This window comes from Streptomyces sp. NPDC025721 (genome assembly GCF_055558595.1).
In genome coordinates this window covers 111240-126448 of the sequence record NZ_JBVHMF010000002.1, presented here as the reverse complement: position 1 = coordinate 126448, position 15209 = coordinate 111240, and the positions used below count along the sequence as shown (strand labels likewise).

The following is a 15209-nucleotide window of genomic DNA, read 5'->3' as shown; positions in this document are numbered from 1 at the left end:
CGTGAAAGGAACCGTGTTCGTGATGGCCACCCCGGCCGACATGACCGACCGCAACGCGGCCAAGGAAGTCCTCTCTCTCGGCTGCGGCTCATGCGTCCCGAGATCACCGTCGTCGGGGCCGACGGAATCGCTGACCACCTGAGCCGCGATCACGCTCATGACCAGGCGCATCACCCGCCGAAGCTCCCAAGGAAGCGGACAGCCAGCTTCTCGCGAAGCCTCACGCGACTGATCATCTTCAACACGCCGGTCGACGTGTTGACCACTACCTCGCCGGAGCCCGGCTGATCCCACCGGCGGAGGCGACCCACTCCCGCTCTGGCTCTGGTCGTCCGCCACCGGCCTGGACAGCGAGGACGTCGACGTGCGCTGGCAGGCGTTCCTGAGGAGGTTCGACATCGAGCACCTCCTCAGGCTGATCAATCAGACCCTCGGGTGGACCCGTCCGAAGCTGCGAACCCCCGAGGCCGGGGAGCGCTGGACCTGGCTGATCATCGCCGCCCACACCCAGATCCGCCTCCTGCGCGAGGCCGCCGCCGACTTACGCCACCCCTGGGAGAAGCCCGCCGGGCCCGGCCGACTCACCCCGGCCCAAGTCCGCCGGGGGTTCAGGAACCTCCGCCCGAACCTGCCTTGCCCGGCGCATGCACCCAAACCAAGCCAGCCGGGCCCCGGCAGGCCACCCGGCTCGAAAACCCGGCACCCCACCACCCGCTACGACGTGGGCAAGACCACCAGACGCCCCGAAAGCATCATCGAACGCGATCAGCTCAGAGACGGAGTACAACGTCAGAATGGAACAGCCAGCCCGGCCTCGCGCAATCGAAGCAGTGCCACGTCCATGCACTCGGCGACCGAGGCCCCGTCCGCCCTCATCCCACCGCCCAGCGGCCCACCTGAAGCAGCGAACGTCCACGCCGGCTGACCGTCACGCATGCGCTCCGCGTCGACCCGGATCATGGCACCGACTCCCTGCTCGCCAAGCCACTCCAGGATGGACAGCGTCACGTCCTCGATGCCGCTGTCCAGATCCGCCTTGGGCCGCCGCCCCATCCCCTTGGCCATGACCACAACCCTACTCAGCAGCTGAACGAGTCGTGTCACGCACTCTCAAAGCGGCTCAGACCATAAAGAACAAGCTGAGCTTGCCATTTAATGTCCGGGGGATCATCGAGTCGGTGTCCCGGAAGCTCGAACCGGTATTGCGGTGCGCCCGAGAGTGTTGTGGTCACGCCAGTGGGCATCGCTACTGCTGGCGGGCGGGCCCTGGGCCCGGATCCTGTATCGCGGCTCGGTAGCGTCACCCTGGTGGACCTTAATCTTTTCAACAGCGTGCCCAATGGCCTGACGCCACGCGCCCGGTCGTTCGTCAGCTCGCACGGCGTCAAAGTAGACCTCCGATCCGTCGAGGCGCACAGGCAGTGGTGGCTGGAGCGAGCTATTCCAGCAGCGACGATCGACCGGATGGCGGCGTGTCAAGAACGTTGGGGCGGTCTGCTCCTGCCGCCTGCATCGCAGTACGACGGCGGCCCCAAGTTCTTCGATCCGGACTCGCCGGAAGGCTCTGCCTCCGAAGGGTGGTGGTTCGAAGCCGGACCGCAGCGTACCGCCGTCCCCTACTCGTTCATGATCGGACCAAATGATGAGTTCGGCATCCATGCGGACCGTTGGACGCCACTCCACGCGACCGTCGAGGGCTGGGTGGAGTCGCTCGCGCTGACTCACCACGCATCCATGTGGGCAAAGCAGATCACCAAGTTCACGGGCGATGATGTCGAGGGCATCGACCTGGACGCCTACGAGCCGGTAGTAGAGGTGCGGGGCCTGGCCGACACGTGGTGGCGGGGAAGCGAATCGTTGGTGGCGATGTACACGGGTGAGGCTGAATCCCTCTCCTTTCCCAGAGCACGCACCGCGCTGATCTATTCGGGCCTGGACGACTGGGGACTGCGAGGTGGTTGAGGACGTCAGTGCCTGAGCGCTTCAAGAGGGACGGCTTCCACCCAAACGGGGATTCTCCGGACGAAAGGTCGGTCTTCGCACAATCCTGAACTCAGCTACGGGGAACAGGGTTCGACATGGAGGCCGCAGTGCCGGGTTTGCTCCACCAGGACGCCCGCCAGCAGGCATTCGCGAGACTGTCACGTTTTCGGGGCGATTTCTACGACTCCCTCACCGCGCGGGGTGACGCGCTGTTCGAGCTGGCGGACGCGTTGCTGTGCACGGACGGACCGGTCAAGACCTTGGTGGACCTGTCGCTGGCGCCCGAGCACCGACGCGGACACGGCTCCCTCTATGCCGCGCTGAACAACGGTGCAGTCGACGGGACCGGCTGCGACGGCGGTTGGCCGAGCTGCCGCGGGCGGCCGACGGCCGCCTGATCTTGGCGGTGGCCGTGAGCCCGTGGCTGCGGCCGGGCGCCGGCACCGCGCCGGACCGTTCGTTCTGCCACACCTACGGACGGGACAAGGACGAGCACCGGATGATCCCAGGCTGGCCCTACTCGATCGTCGTCGCCCTGGAGAGCGGCCGGACCTCGTGGACCGCACCTCTGGACGCGGTCCGCCTCCAACCCGGCGCCGACGTCTGCGCCGTCACGGTCGCCCAGCTCCGCCGAATCGTGGAGGAACTGGTCACAGCCGGGCGACCGCCCAAACATGGTGGTGAGTTCGTCTTCGGACAGCCCGACACCTGGAGCCAGGGACACGCGGTGACCGTCACCGAGACCCGACTCTACGGGAAGGCCACCGCCCGGGCCTGGGACCGGCTCCATCCCCGCCTCACGAAACGGGCGGCCTGGCTCGACCACGACGGCGAGCTGCCCCGTGCACCCAAACCGACCCGACCAGGACCAGGACGCCCTCCTGCCTCGAAGAACAGCACCATCGCCACCCGCCACGACGTGGGAAGAGTCCTCGCAACCGGCGAGCCGCACCAACGACCGGCCCATGCCTGCGTTTCGTCACTCGGTAAGGCCCATTTCGTCGGTACCTCTGGGTGGGGTCCGGGCCCTGCGCGACTGGCCGTCCGCCCAGGGCAGGCGAGGGGTGCGGGCGGGGAGGGGTGGAGGGTTATGAGGGAGGACGGGGATCGGGTGGGGGTGTCGGGGGCCAGCCGTGGAGGGAGATTGCCAGGCCGCCGTCGAGGTAGCAGCGGAGGGCGAGGTCGGTGGACGGGACCATGGGGGTGGGAAGAGCGGCGACGGGCGTCCAGCGGACCTGGCTGTGCTTGCCGGGCTCGCGGTTCTCCGGCTGGCCGTGCCAGGTGCGGGTGGCGAAGACCACGGTGAGGAACCCGGCCGGGGACTCCACGCGCCGTGCACGACGTGAGCGAGAGCCAGATCGCCGGGGTCGACGGTGAGGCCGGTCTCCTCGTACAGCTCCCGCACGGCCGTGGCGGTGACCGGCTCCCCCGGGTCGCTCTTGCCGACCGGGAGGTCCCACATACCCTGGCCGAATTTGGACCGCTCACCGCGCTGGAGCAGCAGGACCCGGTCGGCAACGGTGTCGTGGACGATGACGGCCGCGACGAGCAACGTCATGGAGTCGACAGCGGGCGGCAGCGCCGGGGGGCGGTCTCCAGGCTGGGACATCGAGGCTCCCTTCATACGGACCGACACGGACAGATGAGGCATGCGGGGACCTCGGGTCCTCCGCTCCTGGGCCACCCCCCTTCCTCGGCAACCCCCACCGGACAGGCGGACGCCGACGGACCGGAAGGGGACGGGCCGGGGTGCCCCCGCAGAAATGCGGTGACAAGAACGGCACCGGATACAGGAGACCAGGTAGCCGCATTTCGAGGAGGTGCCCCGGACCGGCACCGACCCAGGCACAAGCGGCACCCGCAGACGGAGAAAACACCCGCACGGGTGGGCGGGCGGGCAAAACCAGGCCCGAAGGGCCAACCGCCGCCGACCCGATCAACCGCCCATACCCGGCAGCGCCGGCGGCCTCTTGGCCGGAGACTCCTCCAGCGCGGCAAGCGCCATGCCCACGGCAGTGTCAAGCTGCGGATCCCGCCCGCCAACCGAATCCTGCGGAGCGTGAACAACCTCGACATCCGGATCAACCCCATGGTTCTCGACGCCCCAGCCGTACCCCTCCAACCAGAAGGCGTACTTCGGCTGCGTGACAGCCGTCCCGTCGACCAGGTGGTACCGGTTGTCGATGCCGATGACCCCGCCCCAGGTGCGGGTACCGACCACAGGCCCGATGCCGAGAGCCCGAATCGCGGCGTTGACGATATCCCCGTCGGACCCGGAGAACTCGTTGGCGACAGCCACAATCGGCCCCCGCGGGGCATCCTGCGGATAGCTGACCGGGTGCGCGTCGCGCGGCAGGTCCCAGCCGACGACCCGACGCGCCAGCTTCTCCACGACGAGCTGCGACGTATGGCCGCCGCGGTTCTCGCGGACGTCCACGACCAGGCCCTCGCGGGCGACCTCGACGCGCAGGTCGCGGTGGAGCTGCGCCCAGCCGCTGCCGACCATGTCGGGCACGTGCAGATAGCCCAGCCGCCCGCCGGACGCGCGGTGGACGTGGGCGCGGCGGTCGGCCACCCAGTCGTGGTAGCGCAGCGGTTCCTCGTCGGCGAGCGGTACGGCCACGACATGGCGTGCGGGACCGCCCGCGGCGGGGGCGACGGTCAGTTCCACCGGCTTGCCCGCGGTGCCGACCAGCAGCGGTCCCGGTCCCGTCACCGGGTCGACGCGGTGGCCGTCCACCGCCAGCAGGAGGTCGCCCGCGCGGACGGCGACGCCCGGCGCGGCCAGCGGGGAGCGGGCGTACGGGTCGGAGGACTCGCCGGGCAGCACGCGGTCGATCCGCCAACCGCCGTCCTCCGTACGGGAGATGTCCGCGCCGAGCAGACCCTGCCGGTGCAGCGGGTCGAAGTGGCCGCCGGACGGGATGACGTAGGCGTGCGAGGTGCCCAGCTCGCCGTGCAGCTCCCACAGCAGGTCGATCAGGTCGTCGTGGGTGGCGATCCGGTCGAGCAGCGGCCGGTAGCGCTCGCCTGCCGCCGCCCAGTCGACGCCGCCCATGTCGGCGCGCCAGAAATTGTCGCGCATGAGCCGGTGCGTCTCGTCGTACATCTGCCGCCACTCGTCCTGCGGGCGGACGGTGACCCGGACCCGGGTCAGGTCGACGGTGACGGAGCCGCCGGACTCGTCGTCCGCGTCGGACTTGCTGTCGGCGGGCGTGATCCGCAGCCGCGATCCGTGGGTGAGCAGCACCTTGGCGCCGTCGCCGGTGACCGCGAAGGCGTCGGCGTCGTCGGCGATCTCCTCGATACGGAGCTGCGCCAGGTCGTACCGCTCCAGCACGGTGTTGGGCGGCTGGGCGTCGGGGGTGGCCAGGGCCGCGCCGAGCGCGCCGACCAGCGGGTGGCGCAGCCACAGCACACCGCCCTTGGCGGCGCGCAGCCCCGAGTAGTGCCCGGCCTCGACGGGGAAGGGCACGATCCGGTCGGCCAGGCCCTCCAGGTCGACGCGGGTGACGGGCGTACGCGGCCGGTCGTCCTTCTTGCCCTCGCCGCCGCTCTCCTTCCCCGCGCCGTCCTGCTCCTCCTTGGCCGGGCCGTCCTGGTCGTCCTCGTCGGCGTCGTACGGGCGGCCGTGGCGCTGCGGGCCGAACGGCGAGGGCGTCGTCGCGCACAGCGTGATCAGGTGCGGGCGGCAGGCGTTGGGGAAGGACAGGTCGAAGACGTGCGCGTCGTAGACCGGGTCGAAGGCGCGCTCGGACAGGAACGCCAGGTGGCGGCCGTCGGCGGTGAAGGCGGGCGCGAAGTCGTTGAACCGCAGCGGGGTCGCGTCGGCCACCGACAGGTCGGCGGTGGCGGCGATCTTCAACTGCCGCAGTTCGCCGGGGCCCGGCTGCGACCAGGCGAGCCAGGCCGAGTCGGGTGAGAAGGCGAGGCCGGACGCGTCGCCCGAGTCGCCCGCGATCACCTCGCGCACCTCGCCGGTCTGCGTCTCGACCAGCAGCACCCGGCCGTCGTGCGAGGCGACGGCGATGCGGTGGCCGTCCGGCGAGACCTCCATGTGCAGCACCCGGCCCAGGCGGCCCGCGGCGAGCCTGCGCGGCGCGGCGCCGGCCGGCAGGCCGACGGCGGGGGCGACCTCCAGGGCGTCCTCGCCGTCCGCGTCGGTGACCCACACCACCTGCTGCTCGCCGTCGGCGCCGCCCTGCCCGAACACCCGCGGCAGCCGGGTACGGACGCCGGGGTCTGCCGCCAACGCCCGTGCCGGGCCGCCGCGGTGGGTCAGCCAGTGCGTGGTGCCGCGGATCTCCAGGGCGCTGCCCCGGCCGGTGTGGTCGGGGCGCGCGTCCCCGAGGTACCGGGCGGCGCGTACGGGGTAGGGCCGCAGGTCGGCGCGCTGACCGCCGAGGCGCACCTCGATCTCGCGCGGTGCCGCGTCGGCGTCGGTCAGGTCGTCCAGCAGGTGGACGCGGCCCCCGGCCATGTACGCCACGCGGGCGCCGTCGGTGGCGGCCTGCCGGGCGTAGAAGCCGTCGATGCCGTCCGCGGGGGTGTGGCGGCGCAGGCCGGTGCCGTCGGGCAGGCTCGAATAGAGCGCTCCGGCGCCCTCGTGGTCGGACAGGAACGCGATGCGGTCGCCGACCCACATCGGGCACTCGATGTTGCCGTCGAGGTCCTGGTGCACCCGCTCGAAGGCGCCGTCGCCCGCGCGGTCGATCCACAACTTGCCCGCCGTGCCGCCGCGGTAGCGCTTCCAGTGCGCGGCTTCCCTGCTCATCGTCGGCGACTGGATCAGCACCGCGCCGTCCGGGCCGTACGCGAGATCGCCGACCGGGCCGTACGGCAGGGTCCGTGCGGGCCCGCCGTCCAGCGGCACCGCCCGCGCCCATGTCCGCCGCGAGGACGCCTCGCCGTACGGCGTGACCGCGACCAGCTCGCCGTCCGGCGTCCACGTCCGCACGGCCGTCCGTACGTTGCCCCAGTACGTCAACCGGCTGGCCTGGCCGCCCTCCAGGGGCGCGGCGTGCACCTCGGGCGCCCCGTCCCTGGTCGACGTCCACGCCACCCACTCGCCGTCGGGCGAGACCCTGGGCCGTCCGACCGGCATGTTGTCCGCGCTCACCCGCCACGCCCGGCCGCCGTCCAGCGGCGCGACCCACACGTCGTCCTCGGCGGCGAACGCGAGCAAGTCGCCGTGCGGGTGCGGGTGTCGGAGGTAGGAGGGCTGCGGCGCGCTCGGGCGCGGCTGCCGCGTCACGTGCTGGTCGTGGTCGGTCACCACGCCAGCCTAGCGACGGCGATCATGTCTTCGCCGAGCAGTTTCCGAGACCTCGTACGTCGAAGACGGTCTTCTTTCCGACCACCGCGGTCAGGTGGCCCTGGACGCACTTGTCGTCCAACTGCTTGGTCACCGTGCCCTTTACGGTGATCTTCTCGTCGTGGTCGGTCCGGCCGAGGCAGTCGACGTCGTCCTCGGTCCTGCCCGTCGTCGCGCTGCACGACAGCCAACTCACGTCAATGTTGTCCTTCTTGAGCGCCCGCGTCGCCAACTGGTCGGTCGTCGCCGACACCGCGCTCGCCCCCAGCCCGTCCGCCGGGTCGCATCCGCTGATCGTCATCGCCATGAGGGCTGCCGTCACGGCCATCCCCCCGGCTCCCCATGTCCCCATTCGTCCCATCCCCCCAACCTCCGCCCGCGACCGCCCTCCCGTAAATCCCCCGAAGGCAGGACCTTCCCCTTACGGGTGGCTGCCCCGCCCGTAAGGCCGGGTGGGTCGGAAGGTCAGGACCAGCGGCCGGTGCGGGCGAGGAGGACGGAGGCGGCGGCCACCCCGGCGGTGGAGGTGCGCAGGACGGTGGGGCCCAGGCGGTAGGCAGTGGCGGCGAGCGTGGCGATCTCCTCGGCGGAGACCCCGCCTTCCGGCCCGACGACGAGCACGACGGACCCGGACGCGGGCAGCGCGGCGGAGGCCAGCGCGGCCGAGCCCTCCTCATGGAGGACCCCGGCGAATTCGGCGCCGGCCAACAGCCCGGCGACCTGACGGGTCGTCATCAGGTCCGCCACGGAGGGAAATCGCAGGCGCCGCGCCTGCTTGGCGGCCTCCCGCGCGGTGGACCGCCACTTCGCCAGGGCCTTGGCGCCCCGGTCACCGCGCCACTGGGTGACACAGCGGGCCGCCGCCCAGGGAACGACGGCGTCGACCCCGGCCTCCGTCATGGTCTCGACGGCCAGCTCCCCGCGGTCCCCCTTGGGCAGCGCCTGGACGACGGTGATCCGCACGGCGGGCTCGGGTTCGACCCGCGTCTCGCGTACCTCGACGTCGAGCACGTCCTTGCCGGAGACGGCGGCGACCACCCCGTAGGCACCGCGCCCGCCCCCGTCCGTGAGGACGATCGCCTCGCCGGGCGTGAGGCGGCGCACGGAGACCGCGTGCCGCCCCTCAGGCCCGGTGAGGGTGACGGTGGACGGGGAGCCGTCCAGCGCGGCGGGTTCGACCAGGAAGACGGGGGCCGTCATGCGAGCGCCTCCCGGGCGGCGTGGAGTTCTTCGACGAGGAGTTCGACCAGGCGCCCGGCGGAGACGTCACGGGCCAGCCGATGGCCCTGACCGGCCCACAGGGCCATGCCCTGCGGATCGCCCGCCGCGGCGGCGGCCTTGCGCAGCCCGGACGTGAGGTGGTGGATCTGCGGGTATCCGGGCGGCGCGTACGGCCCGTGCTCGCGGATGAAGCGGTTGAGCAGCCCGCGCGCGGGCCGCCCGGAGAAGGCGCGGGTCAGTTCGGTGCGGGCGAAGACCGGATCGGTGACGGCCCGCTTGTGCAGCGGACTCGCCCCGGACTCCGGGCAGACCAGGAACGCCGTGCCGAGCTGCGCCGCGTCCGCGCCCGCCGCGAGCACCGCCGCGACCTGCCCGCCGCGCATCAGCCCGCCCGCCGCGATCAGCGGCAGCTGCACGGCCTCGCGTACCTGCGGCACCAGCGACAGCAGCCCGAAACCCGCGCCGTCGAGCTGCGGGTCGTCGCGGTGGGTGCCCTGGTGGCCGCCCGCCTCCACGCCCTGGACGCACACCGCGTCCGCCCCCGACCACTGCGCGGCCAGCGCCTCGGACGGCGAGGTGACCGTCACGACGGTGTACGTACCGGCCTTCGCGAAGGCGTCGAGCACCGAGCGCTCCGGGCACCCGAAGGTGAAGCTCACCATCGGCACCGGGTCCTCCAGCAGGATCGCGACCTTCGCGTCGTACGCGTCGTCGGTCCCGCTGTCCGGGTCGCCCAGCGGCGTCCCGTACCAGGCGGACTCCCCCGCCAGCTGCTCGGCGTACACCGCGACCGCGGACGGATCGGCCGTCGCGGGCTGCGGCATGAAGAGATTCACCCCGAACGGGTGCGAGCTGAGATGCCGGACCTGCCGGATCTCCTCGTACATCGCCTCGGAGGTCTTGTACCCGGCGGCCAGGAAGCCCAGGCCGCCCGCCGCCCCCACGGCCGCGGCGAGCTGCGGATTCGACGCGCCTCCGGCCATCGGCGCCTGAATGATCGGATACGCCGAGAACGACGAGAGATCGGTCAACGCGGACATGACGTTCATCGTGCCATGCCGCCTCCCGGCGAGGTGCGGTACCCCGTGCGGGGCGCGGCCCCCGCGTCCGCCTCACGTGAGGCGGTGCCTCGTTTTTCAGGGGCGCGGGCAACCGCGCGACATGCCCCCGCCGGGCCGGTGGTCCGAGGACATACCGATCCGCCCCTCCGGGGCCGGTGGTGACCCGCGGGAGCCATTCGGCCGGTCCGCGGTTCCCCGCGCCCCTGAAAAGACCGGCTCACCCCCCGAAGGGAGCACCCTCGTGCGGAGCGCGGGCGCGCTAGCGCCCGTTGAAGGCGTCCTTGAGACGGGAGAAGAGGCCCTGCTGGCCCGGCGCGAACTGCCCCAGGGGCCGCTCCTCGCCGCGCAGCACGGCGAGCTGCCGCAGCAGATTCTCCTGCTCGGCGTCGAGCTTGCTGGGGGTGAGGACTTCGACGTGCACGACGAGGTCGCCGCGCCCGCCGCCGCGCAGGTGCGTGACACCGCGCTGGTGGAGCGGGATGGACTGGCCGGACTGCGTGCCGGGCCTGATGTCGATCTCCTCCAGGCCGTCCAGCGTCTCCAGCGGGCACTTGGTGCCGAGGGACGCGGCCGTCATCGGGATGGTGACCGTGCAGTGCAGGTCGTCGCCGCGCCGCTGGAAGACCGGGTGCGGGACCTCGCGGATCTCGACGTAGAGGTCACCGGCCGGGCCGCCGCCGGGGCCGACCTCGCCCTCGCCCGCGAGCTGGATACGTGTGCCGTTGTCGACACCCGCGGGGATCTTGACGGTGAGCGTACGGCGGGAGCGGACCCGGCCGTCGCCCGCGCACTCGGGGCACGGGGTGGGCACGACGGTGCCGAAGCCCTGGCACTGCGGGCAGGGCCTGGACGTCATGACCTGGCCGAGGAAGGACCGGGTGACCTGGGAGACCTCGCCGCGACCGCGGCACATGTCGCAGGTCTGCGCGGCGGTGCCGGGCGCGGCCCCCTCGCCGTTGCAGGTGCCGCAGGTCACGGCGGTGTCGACCTGGATGTCCTTGGTGGTGCCGAACGCGGCCTCGTCCAGCTCGATCTCCAGCCGGATCATCGCGTCCTGGCCGCGCCGGGTGCGCGAGCGCGGCCCGCGCTGCTGCGACTGCCCGAAGAAGGCGTCCATGATGTCGCTGAAGTTGCCGAAGCCCGCGCCGAAGCCGCCCGCGCCGCCTCCGCCACCGGCGGCCAGCGGATCGCCGCCGAGGTCGTAGACCTGCTTCTTCTGCGGGTCGGAGAGCACCTCGTAGGCGGCGTTGATCTCCTTGAACCGCTCCTGCGTCTTGGGGTCCGGATTGACGTCCGGGTGCAGCTCACGGGCGAGCCGGCGGAACGCCTTCTTGATCTCGTCCGGGCCTGCGTCGCGGCGCACGCCGAGAACGGCGTAGTAGTCCGTGGCCACTTACGACTCCGCCAGGATCTGTCCGACGTAACGTGCCACTGCGCGTACCGCTCCCATCGTTCCGGGGTAGTCCATGCGGGTCGGTCCGACCACGCCGAGTTTGGCGACTGCCTCGTCGCCCGAACCGTAGCCGACCGCCACCACCGAAGTGGAATTGAGCCCCTCGTGAAAATTCTCATGACCGATCCGTACGGTCATGCCCGAATCCTTGGCCTCGCCGAGCAGTTTGAGGAGCACCATCTGCTCTTCGAGGGCTTCGAGCACCGGCCGGATCGTCAGCGGGAAGTCGTGGTTGAACCGGGTGAGATTCGCCGCGCCGCCGAGCATGATCCGCTCCTCGGTCTCCTCGACGAGCGTTTCGAGGAGCGTGGCGAGCACGGCGGTGACCGCGGGGCGGTCGTCCGGGTCGAAGCCGTCCGGCAGGTCCTGGACCAGCGGGGGCACGTCCGCGAAGCGGCGGCCGACGACCCGGCTGTTGAGCCGGGCGCGCAGGTCGCCGAGCACGGTCTCGCCGATCGGCGCGGAGCAGTCGATGAGCCGCTGTTCGACGCGGCCGGTGTCGGTGATCAGCACGAGCATCACGCGGGCGGGCGCCAGCGGCAGCAGTTCCACGTGCCGGACCGACGAGCGGGTCAGCGACGGGTACTGCACGACGGCGACCTGCCGGGTGAGCTGCGCGAGCAGCCGTACCGTACGGCCCACGACGTCGTCGAGGTCGACCGCGCCGTCCAGGAAGTTCTGGATCGCGCGGCGCTCGGCCGACGACAGCGGTTTGACGCCCGCGAGCTTGTCGACGAAGAGCCGGTAGCCCTTGTCGGTGGGAATGCGGCCAGCGCTGGTGTGCGGCTGGGCGATGTATCCCTCGTCCTCCAGGACCGCCATGTCGTTGCGCACGGTGGCGGGCGAGACGCCCAGCCGGTGCCGTTCGGTGAGCGCCTTGGAGCCGACCGGCTCCTCGGTCCCGACATAGTCCTGGACGATGGCACGCAGCACTTCGAGCCTGCGTTCGCTCAGCATCGCGCACCTCCAGCCGTATGGCCTCGTCCGTCTACCGGTCCTTAAAACCGCCCTGGCCTGGCACTCCTGCGTTTCGAGTGCCAGCCGCCCCGCAGCAAGTGTACGGCGAGGTAGCGAGGGCGAGGCAAGGGCACCGTACGGGTGGGCGAAGTGTGGCGGGATGGGCGGCGGTACGAGGCGACGGAGCGGCGGTCGGCGACGGGCGGCAGGGGACGGCGGCGGACGACGGGCGGCGCGGGCGCGGCGGCGATAGCGTCGGTCACGTGAGATCTGCGGAACCGGCGGAGCCGGTGGAGGGCACGGGGTGGGAGCAGCTGGCTCCCGGTGTCGCGCGGCGGCGGCTGCCGCATCTGGATGTGACCATCGGACTGGTGGTCGGCGACGACGGTGTGCTGCTGGTCGACACCGGCTCCACGCTGCGGGAGGGCGCCGAGCTGCGGGCCCAGGTCGAGGCGCTGACCGGCAGGACCGTCACCCATGTCGCGCTCACCCACGGCCATTTCGACCACGTCTTCGGCACCGCGGCCTTCCCCGGCGCCGAGGTGTACGGGCAGACGTCGCTGGCCGCGCTGCTGCGGCGCGAGCGGGAGGCGCTGCGCGAGTCGGCGGTCGCCTTCGGCACCGACCCGGCGGAGGCGGCGCGGGCCGCCGAGGCCCTGGTGCTGCCCGGCCACCCGGTCAGCGGTGAGTACGCCCTGGACCTGGGCCGCGACCGTCCGGTGCTGCTGGTCCACCCCGGCCCCGGCCACACCCGCAACGACCTGGTGGTGGTCGTGCCGGGCGCCACCCCGAGCGATCCCGCCGTGGTCTTCTGCGGCGACCTGGTCGAGGAGTCGGGCGAGCCGCAGGCCGACGACGACGCGGCGCCCGACCGCTGGCCCGGCACCCTGGACGCGCTGCTCGCCCTCGGCGGCGAGACGGCCCGTTACGTGCCCGGCCACGGCGCGGTGGTCGACGCCCGCTTCGTACGGGCCCAGCGCGACGCGCTGGCGGCCCGCTTCGGGTCCGTCGCGTAGCCGCCCTGGTTACGATCTCCCTCATGCGCAGCAGGAGTTACGACGACCCCGACCTCACTCCCCCGTGGAAGCGGAGTACGCCCGCGCCCGAGGTGGCCGCGGAGCGCGATCTGGTGGTCGAGGAGGTCGGCACCGGTTTCTGCGGGGCCGTGGTGCGGGTGGAGAAGACCGCCGAGGGGCTGACGGTCACGCTGGAGGACCGCTTCGGCAAGCACCGCGTCTTCCCGATGGAGCCGCGCGGCTTCCTCATCGACGGCAAGCAGGTCACCCTCGTCCGCCCGCAGGCGCCGGGCCCGCGCGGGCCCCTGCTGTCCGCCTCCGGCTCGATCGCGGTCACCGGCGCGAAGGCGCGGGTGGCGCGCGCCGGACGGATCTACGTCGAGGGCCGGCACGACGCCGAGCTGGTCGAACGCGTCTGGGGGCACGACCTGCGCGTCGAGGGCGTCGTGGTCGAGTACCTGGAGGGGGTGGACGACCTCCCGGCCATCGTCGAGTCCTTCTCGCCGGGGCCCGACGCCCGCCTGGGCGTCCTGGTCGACCACCTGGTGCCGGGTTCCAAGGAGTCCCGTATCGCGGCGGCGGTCACCGGGGCGGACGTCCTGATCGTCGGCCACCCCTATATCGACGTGTGGGAGGCCGTGAAGCCGTCCTCCGTCGGCATCCGGGAGTGGCCGCGCGTCCCGCGCGGCGAGGACTGGAAGACGGGGGTCTGCCGCAGCCTCGGCTGGAACATGACGACGGGTGAGGCGTGGCAGCGCATCCTGGCCTCGGTCCACACCTACAAGGACCTCCAGCCGGAGCTGCTGGGCGCGGTGGAGCACTTGATCGACTTCGTGGCGGCGCCGTAAGGAGCCGCCCCGGGGCGGCTCCTAGTCGACCAGGTCCCTGACGACGGCGTCGGCCAGGAGTCGGCCGCGCAGGGTGAGGACGGCGCGGCCGTCCGCGTAAGGACCGGCCTCCAGGAGGCCGTCCGTTACCGCGCGGGCGGCGGCGCGGGCGCCCTCCTCGGCGAGGAGGTCGAGGGGGCAGCCGTCGGCGAGGCGCAGTTCCAGCAGGACGCGCTCGACGCGGCGGTCCTCCGCGGTGAGGATCTCCCGCCCGGCGCCGGGTGAGCGTCCTTCGCCGAGGGCCTGCGCGTAGGCGCCGGGGTGCTTGACGTTCCACCAGCGCACGCCGCCGACGTGGCTGTGGGCGCCGGGCCCCGCGCCCCACCAGTCGGCGCCGGTCCAGTACAGCTCGTTGTGGGTGCAGCGCCCGGCGGGGGTGGTGGCCCAGTTGGAGACCTCGTACCAGGTGAAGCCCGCGGCGGCCAGCCGCTCGTCCGCGATGAGGTAGCGGTCGGCGTGCACGTCGTCGTCGGTCATGGGCACCTCGCCGCGCCGGATCCGCCGGGCGAGCCGCGTGCCCTCCTCGACGATCAGCGCGTACGCGGACACGTGGTCGGGACCCGCGGCGACGGCCGCGTCCAGGGAGGCGCGCCAGTCGTCGTCGGACTCCCCCGGCGTGCCGTAGATCAGGTCGAGGTTGACGTGCTCGAATCCGGCGGCGCGCGCCTCGGCGACGCATGCCTCGGGCCGCCCCGGGGTATGGGTGCGGTCCAGCACCTTCAGTACGTGCTGCCGCGCGCTCTGCATCCCGAACGACACCCGGTTGAAGCCGCCCGCGCGCAGTTCCGCGAGGTAGCCGGGGTCGACGGACTCCGGGTTGGCCTCCGTGGTGATCTCGGCGCCGTCGGCGAGGCCGAATTCGTCGCGGATCGCGGCCAGGGCGCGGACGAGGTCGGCGGCGGGCAGCAGCGTCGGGGTGCCGCCGCCGACGAAGACCGTCTCGACCGGGCGCGGGTCGTCGCCCAGGACCTTCCTGGCCAGCCGGATCTCGTCGGTGAGCACGTCCGCGTAGTTCTCGCGGGAGGCCAGGGCGCCGCCCGAGCCGCGCAATTCGGTGGCGGTGTAGGTGTTGAAGTCGCAGTAGCCGCAGCGCGTCGCGCAGTACGGCACGTGCAGGTAGAAGCCGAGCGGCCGGTCCGCCGCCCCGTCGAGCGCGTGCGCGGGCAGCGTCCCGTCCGCGGGCACGGGCTCACCATCAGGCAGTACGGAAGGCATCTGTCCAGTATCCGGTACGCGCGAGGTGCCCGAATCCGCGCGGTCGCCGGCCTCGCTCGGGTCGCGGCCCCGGTCCCGCTCGGGTCCGGGTCCCGGCCTCGC

Annotated in this window: 12 protein-coding genes and 3 pseudogenes; 6 read left to right on the top strand and 9 right to left on the bottom strand. The window is 72.3% G+C overall.

Features of this window, described 5'->3' with window-relative positions; translation table 11 throughout:
• Nucleotides 1–90 precede the first annotated feature (90 nt).
• Both ACZ4EF_RS04525 and ACZ4EF_RS04520 read left to right on the top strand, forming a co-directional pair.
• Nucleotides 91–288 carry a hypothetical protein gene (locus ACZ4EF_RS04525; RefSeq protein WP_467502747.1) on the top strand — a complete coding sequence of 66 codons (198 nt, stop codon included), beginning with the start codon at nucleotides 91–93 and terminating at the stop codon, nucleotides 286–288.
• Between the two features lie 7 nt (nucleotides 289–295).
• Nucleotides 296–775, top strand: a pseudogene (locus ACZ4EF_RS04520) (NF041680 family putative transposase); the annotation flags it as partial.
• A 14-nt stretch (nucleotides 776–789) separates the two neighbouring features.
• On the opposite strand, the gene ACZ4EF_RS04515 reads toward ACZ4EF_RS04520, so the two are convergent.
• Entirely contained in the window at nucleotides 790–1065 is a 276-nt protein-coding gene (locus ACZ4EF_RS04515; RefSeq protein WP_391160286.1) for a hypothetical protein, read from the bottom strand.
• A gap of 243 nt (nucleotides 1066–1308) precedes the next feature.
• Between ACZ4EF_RS04515 and ACZ4EF_RS04510 the strand changes: the two genes are divergently transcribed.
• Both ACZ4EF_RS04510 and ACZ4EF_RS04505 read left to right on the top strand, forming a co-directional pair.
• Nucleotides 1309–1962, top strand: coding sequence for a hypothetical protein (locus ACZ4EF_RS04510; protein WP_467502745.1), 654 nt, complete (start codon nucleotides 1309–1311; stop codon nucleotides 1960–1962).
• A gap of 116 nt (nucleotides 1963–2078) precedes the next feature.
• Nucleotides 2079–2824 (top strand): annotated as a pseudogene (locus ACZ4EF_RS04505) (transposase); the annotation flags it as partial.
• Between the two features lie 247 nt (nucleotides 2825–3071).
• On the opposite strand, the pseudogene ACZ4EF_RS04500 reads toward ACZ4EF_RS04505, so the two are convergent.
• The 7 genes and pseudogenes from ACZ4EF_RS04500 to hrcA all read right to left on the bottom strand — a co-directional run bounded on the left by ACZ4EF_RS04500 (nucleotide 3072) and on the right by hrcA (nucleotide 11989).
• Nucleotides 3072–3592 (bottom strand): annotated as a pseudogene (locus ACZ4EF_RS04500) (NUDIX domain-containing protein).
• A gap of 327 nt (nucleotides 3593–3919) precedes the next feature.
• The gene (locus tag ACZ4EF_RS04495) at nucleotides 3920–7258 is read right to left on the bottom strand and encodes a S41 family peptidase (RefSeq protein WP_467502743.1); all 3339 of its coding nucleotides are present in this window, start codon (nucleotides 7256–7258) and stop codon (nucleotides 3920–3922) included.
• 22 nt (nucleotides 7259–7280) lie between these two features.
• Entirely contained in the window at nucleotides 7281–7625 is a 345-nt protein-coding gene (locus ACZ4EF_RS04490) for a hypothetical protein (RefSeq protein WP_401304461.1), read from the bottom strand.
• Nucleotides 7626–7762: 137 nt separating this feature from the next.
• Entirely contained in the window at nucleotides 7763–8497 is a 735-nt protein-coding gene (locus ACZ4EF_RS04485) for a 16S rRNA (uracil(1498)-N(3))-methyltransferase (protein ID WP_391047518.1), read from the bottom strand.
• Nucleotides 8494–9567 carry a nitronate monooxygenase gene (locus tag ACZ4EF_RS04480; protein WP_391047520.1) on the bottom strand — a complete coding sequence of 358 codons (1074 nt, stop codon included), beginning with the start codon at nucleotides 9565–9567 and terminating at the stop codon, nucleotides 8494–8496. Before ACZ4EF_RS04480 ends, ACZ4EF_RS04485 begins: the two co-directional genes overlap by 4 nt.
• 271 nt (nucleotides 9568–9838) lie before the next feature.
• On the bottom strand, nucleotides 9839–10972 hold the full coding sequence (gene dnaJ, locus ACZ4EF_RS04475; RefSeq protein WP_355348854.1) for a molecular chaperone DnaJ: 1134 nt from the start codon (nucleotides 10970–10972) through the stop codon (nucleotides 9839–9841).
• On the bottom strand, nucleotides 10973–11989 hold the full coding sequence (hrcA, locus tag ACZ4EF_RS04470; RefSeq protein WP_355348857.1) for a heat-inducible transcriptional repressor HrcA: 1017 nt from the start codon (nucleotides 11987–11989) through the stop codon (nucleotides 10973–10975). It abuts the gene before it with no gap.
• A gap of 263 nt (nucleotides 11990–12252) precedes the next feature.
• Between hrcA and ACZ4EF_RS04465 the strand changes: the two genes are divergently transcribed.
• Together ACZ4EF_RS04465 and ACZ4EF_RS04460 are read left to right on the top strand one after the other, a co-directional pair.
• The gene (locus ACZ4EF_RS04465; RefSeq protein ID WP_391047523.1) at nucleotides 12253–13005 is read left to right on the top strand and encodes an MBL fold metallo-hydrolase; all 753 of its coding nucleotides are present in this window, start codon (nucleotides 12253–12255) and stop codon (nucleotides 13003–13005) included.
• A gap of 23 nt (nucleotides 13006–13028) precedes the next feature.
• Nucleotides 13029–13853, top strand: a complete 825-nt coding sequence (locus ACZ4EF_RS04460; RefSeq protein WP_391047525.1) for a DUF3097 domain-containing protein — start codon at nucleotides 13029–13031, stop codon at nucleotides 13851–13853.
• A gap of 21 nt (nucleotides 13854–13874) precedes the next feature.
• On the opposite strand, the gene hemW is transcribed toward ACZ4EF_RS04460, so the two are convergent.
• Nucleotides 13875–15107, bottom strand: a complete 1233-nt coding sequence (gene hemW, locus ACZ4EF_RS04455) for a radical SAM family heme chaperone HemW (RefSeq protein WP_467502738.1) — start codon at nucleotides 15105–15107, stop codon at nucleotides 13875–13877.
• Between the last annotated feature and the right edge of the window lie 102 nt (nucleotides 15108–15209).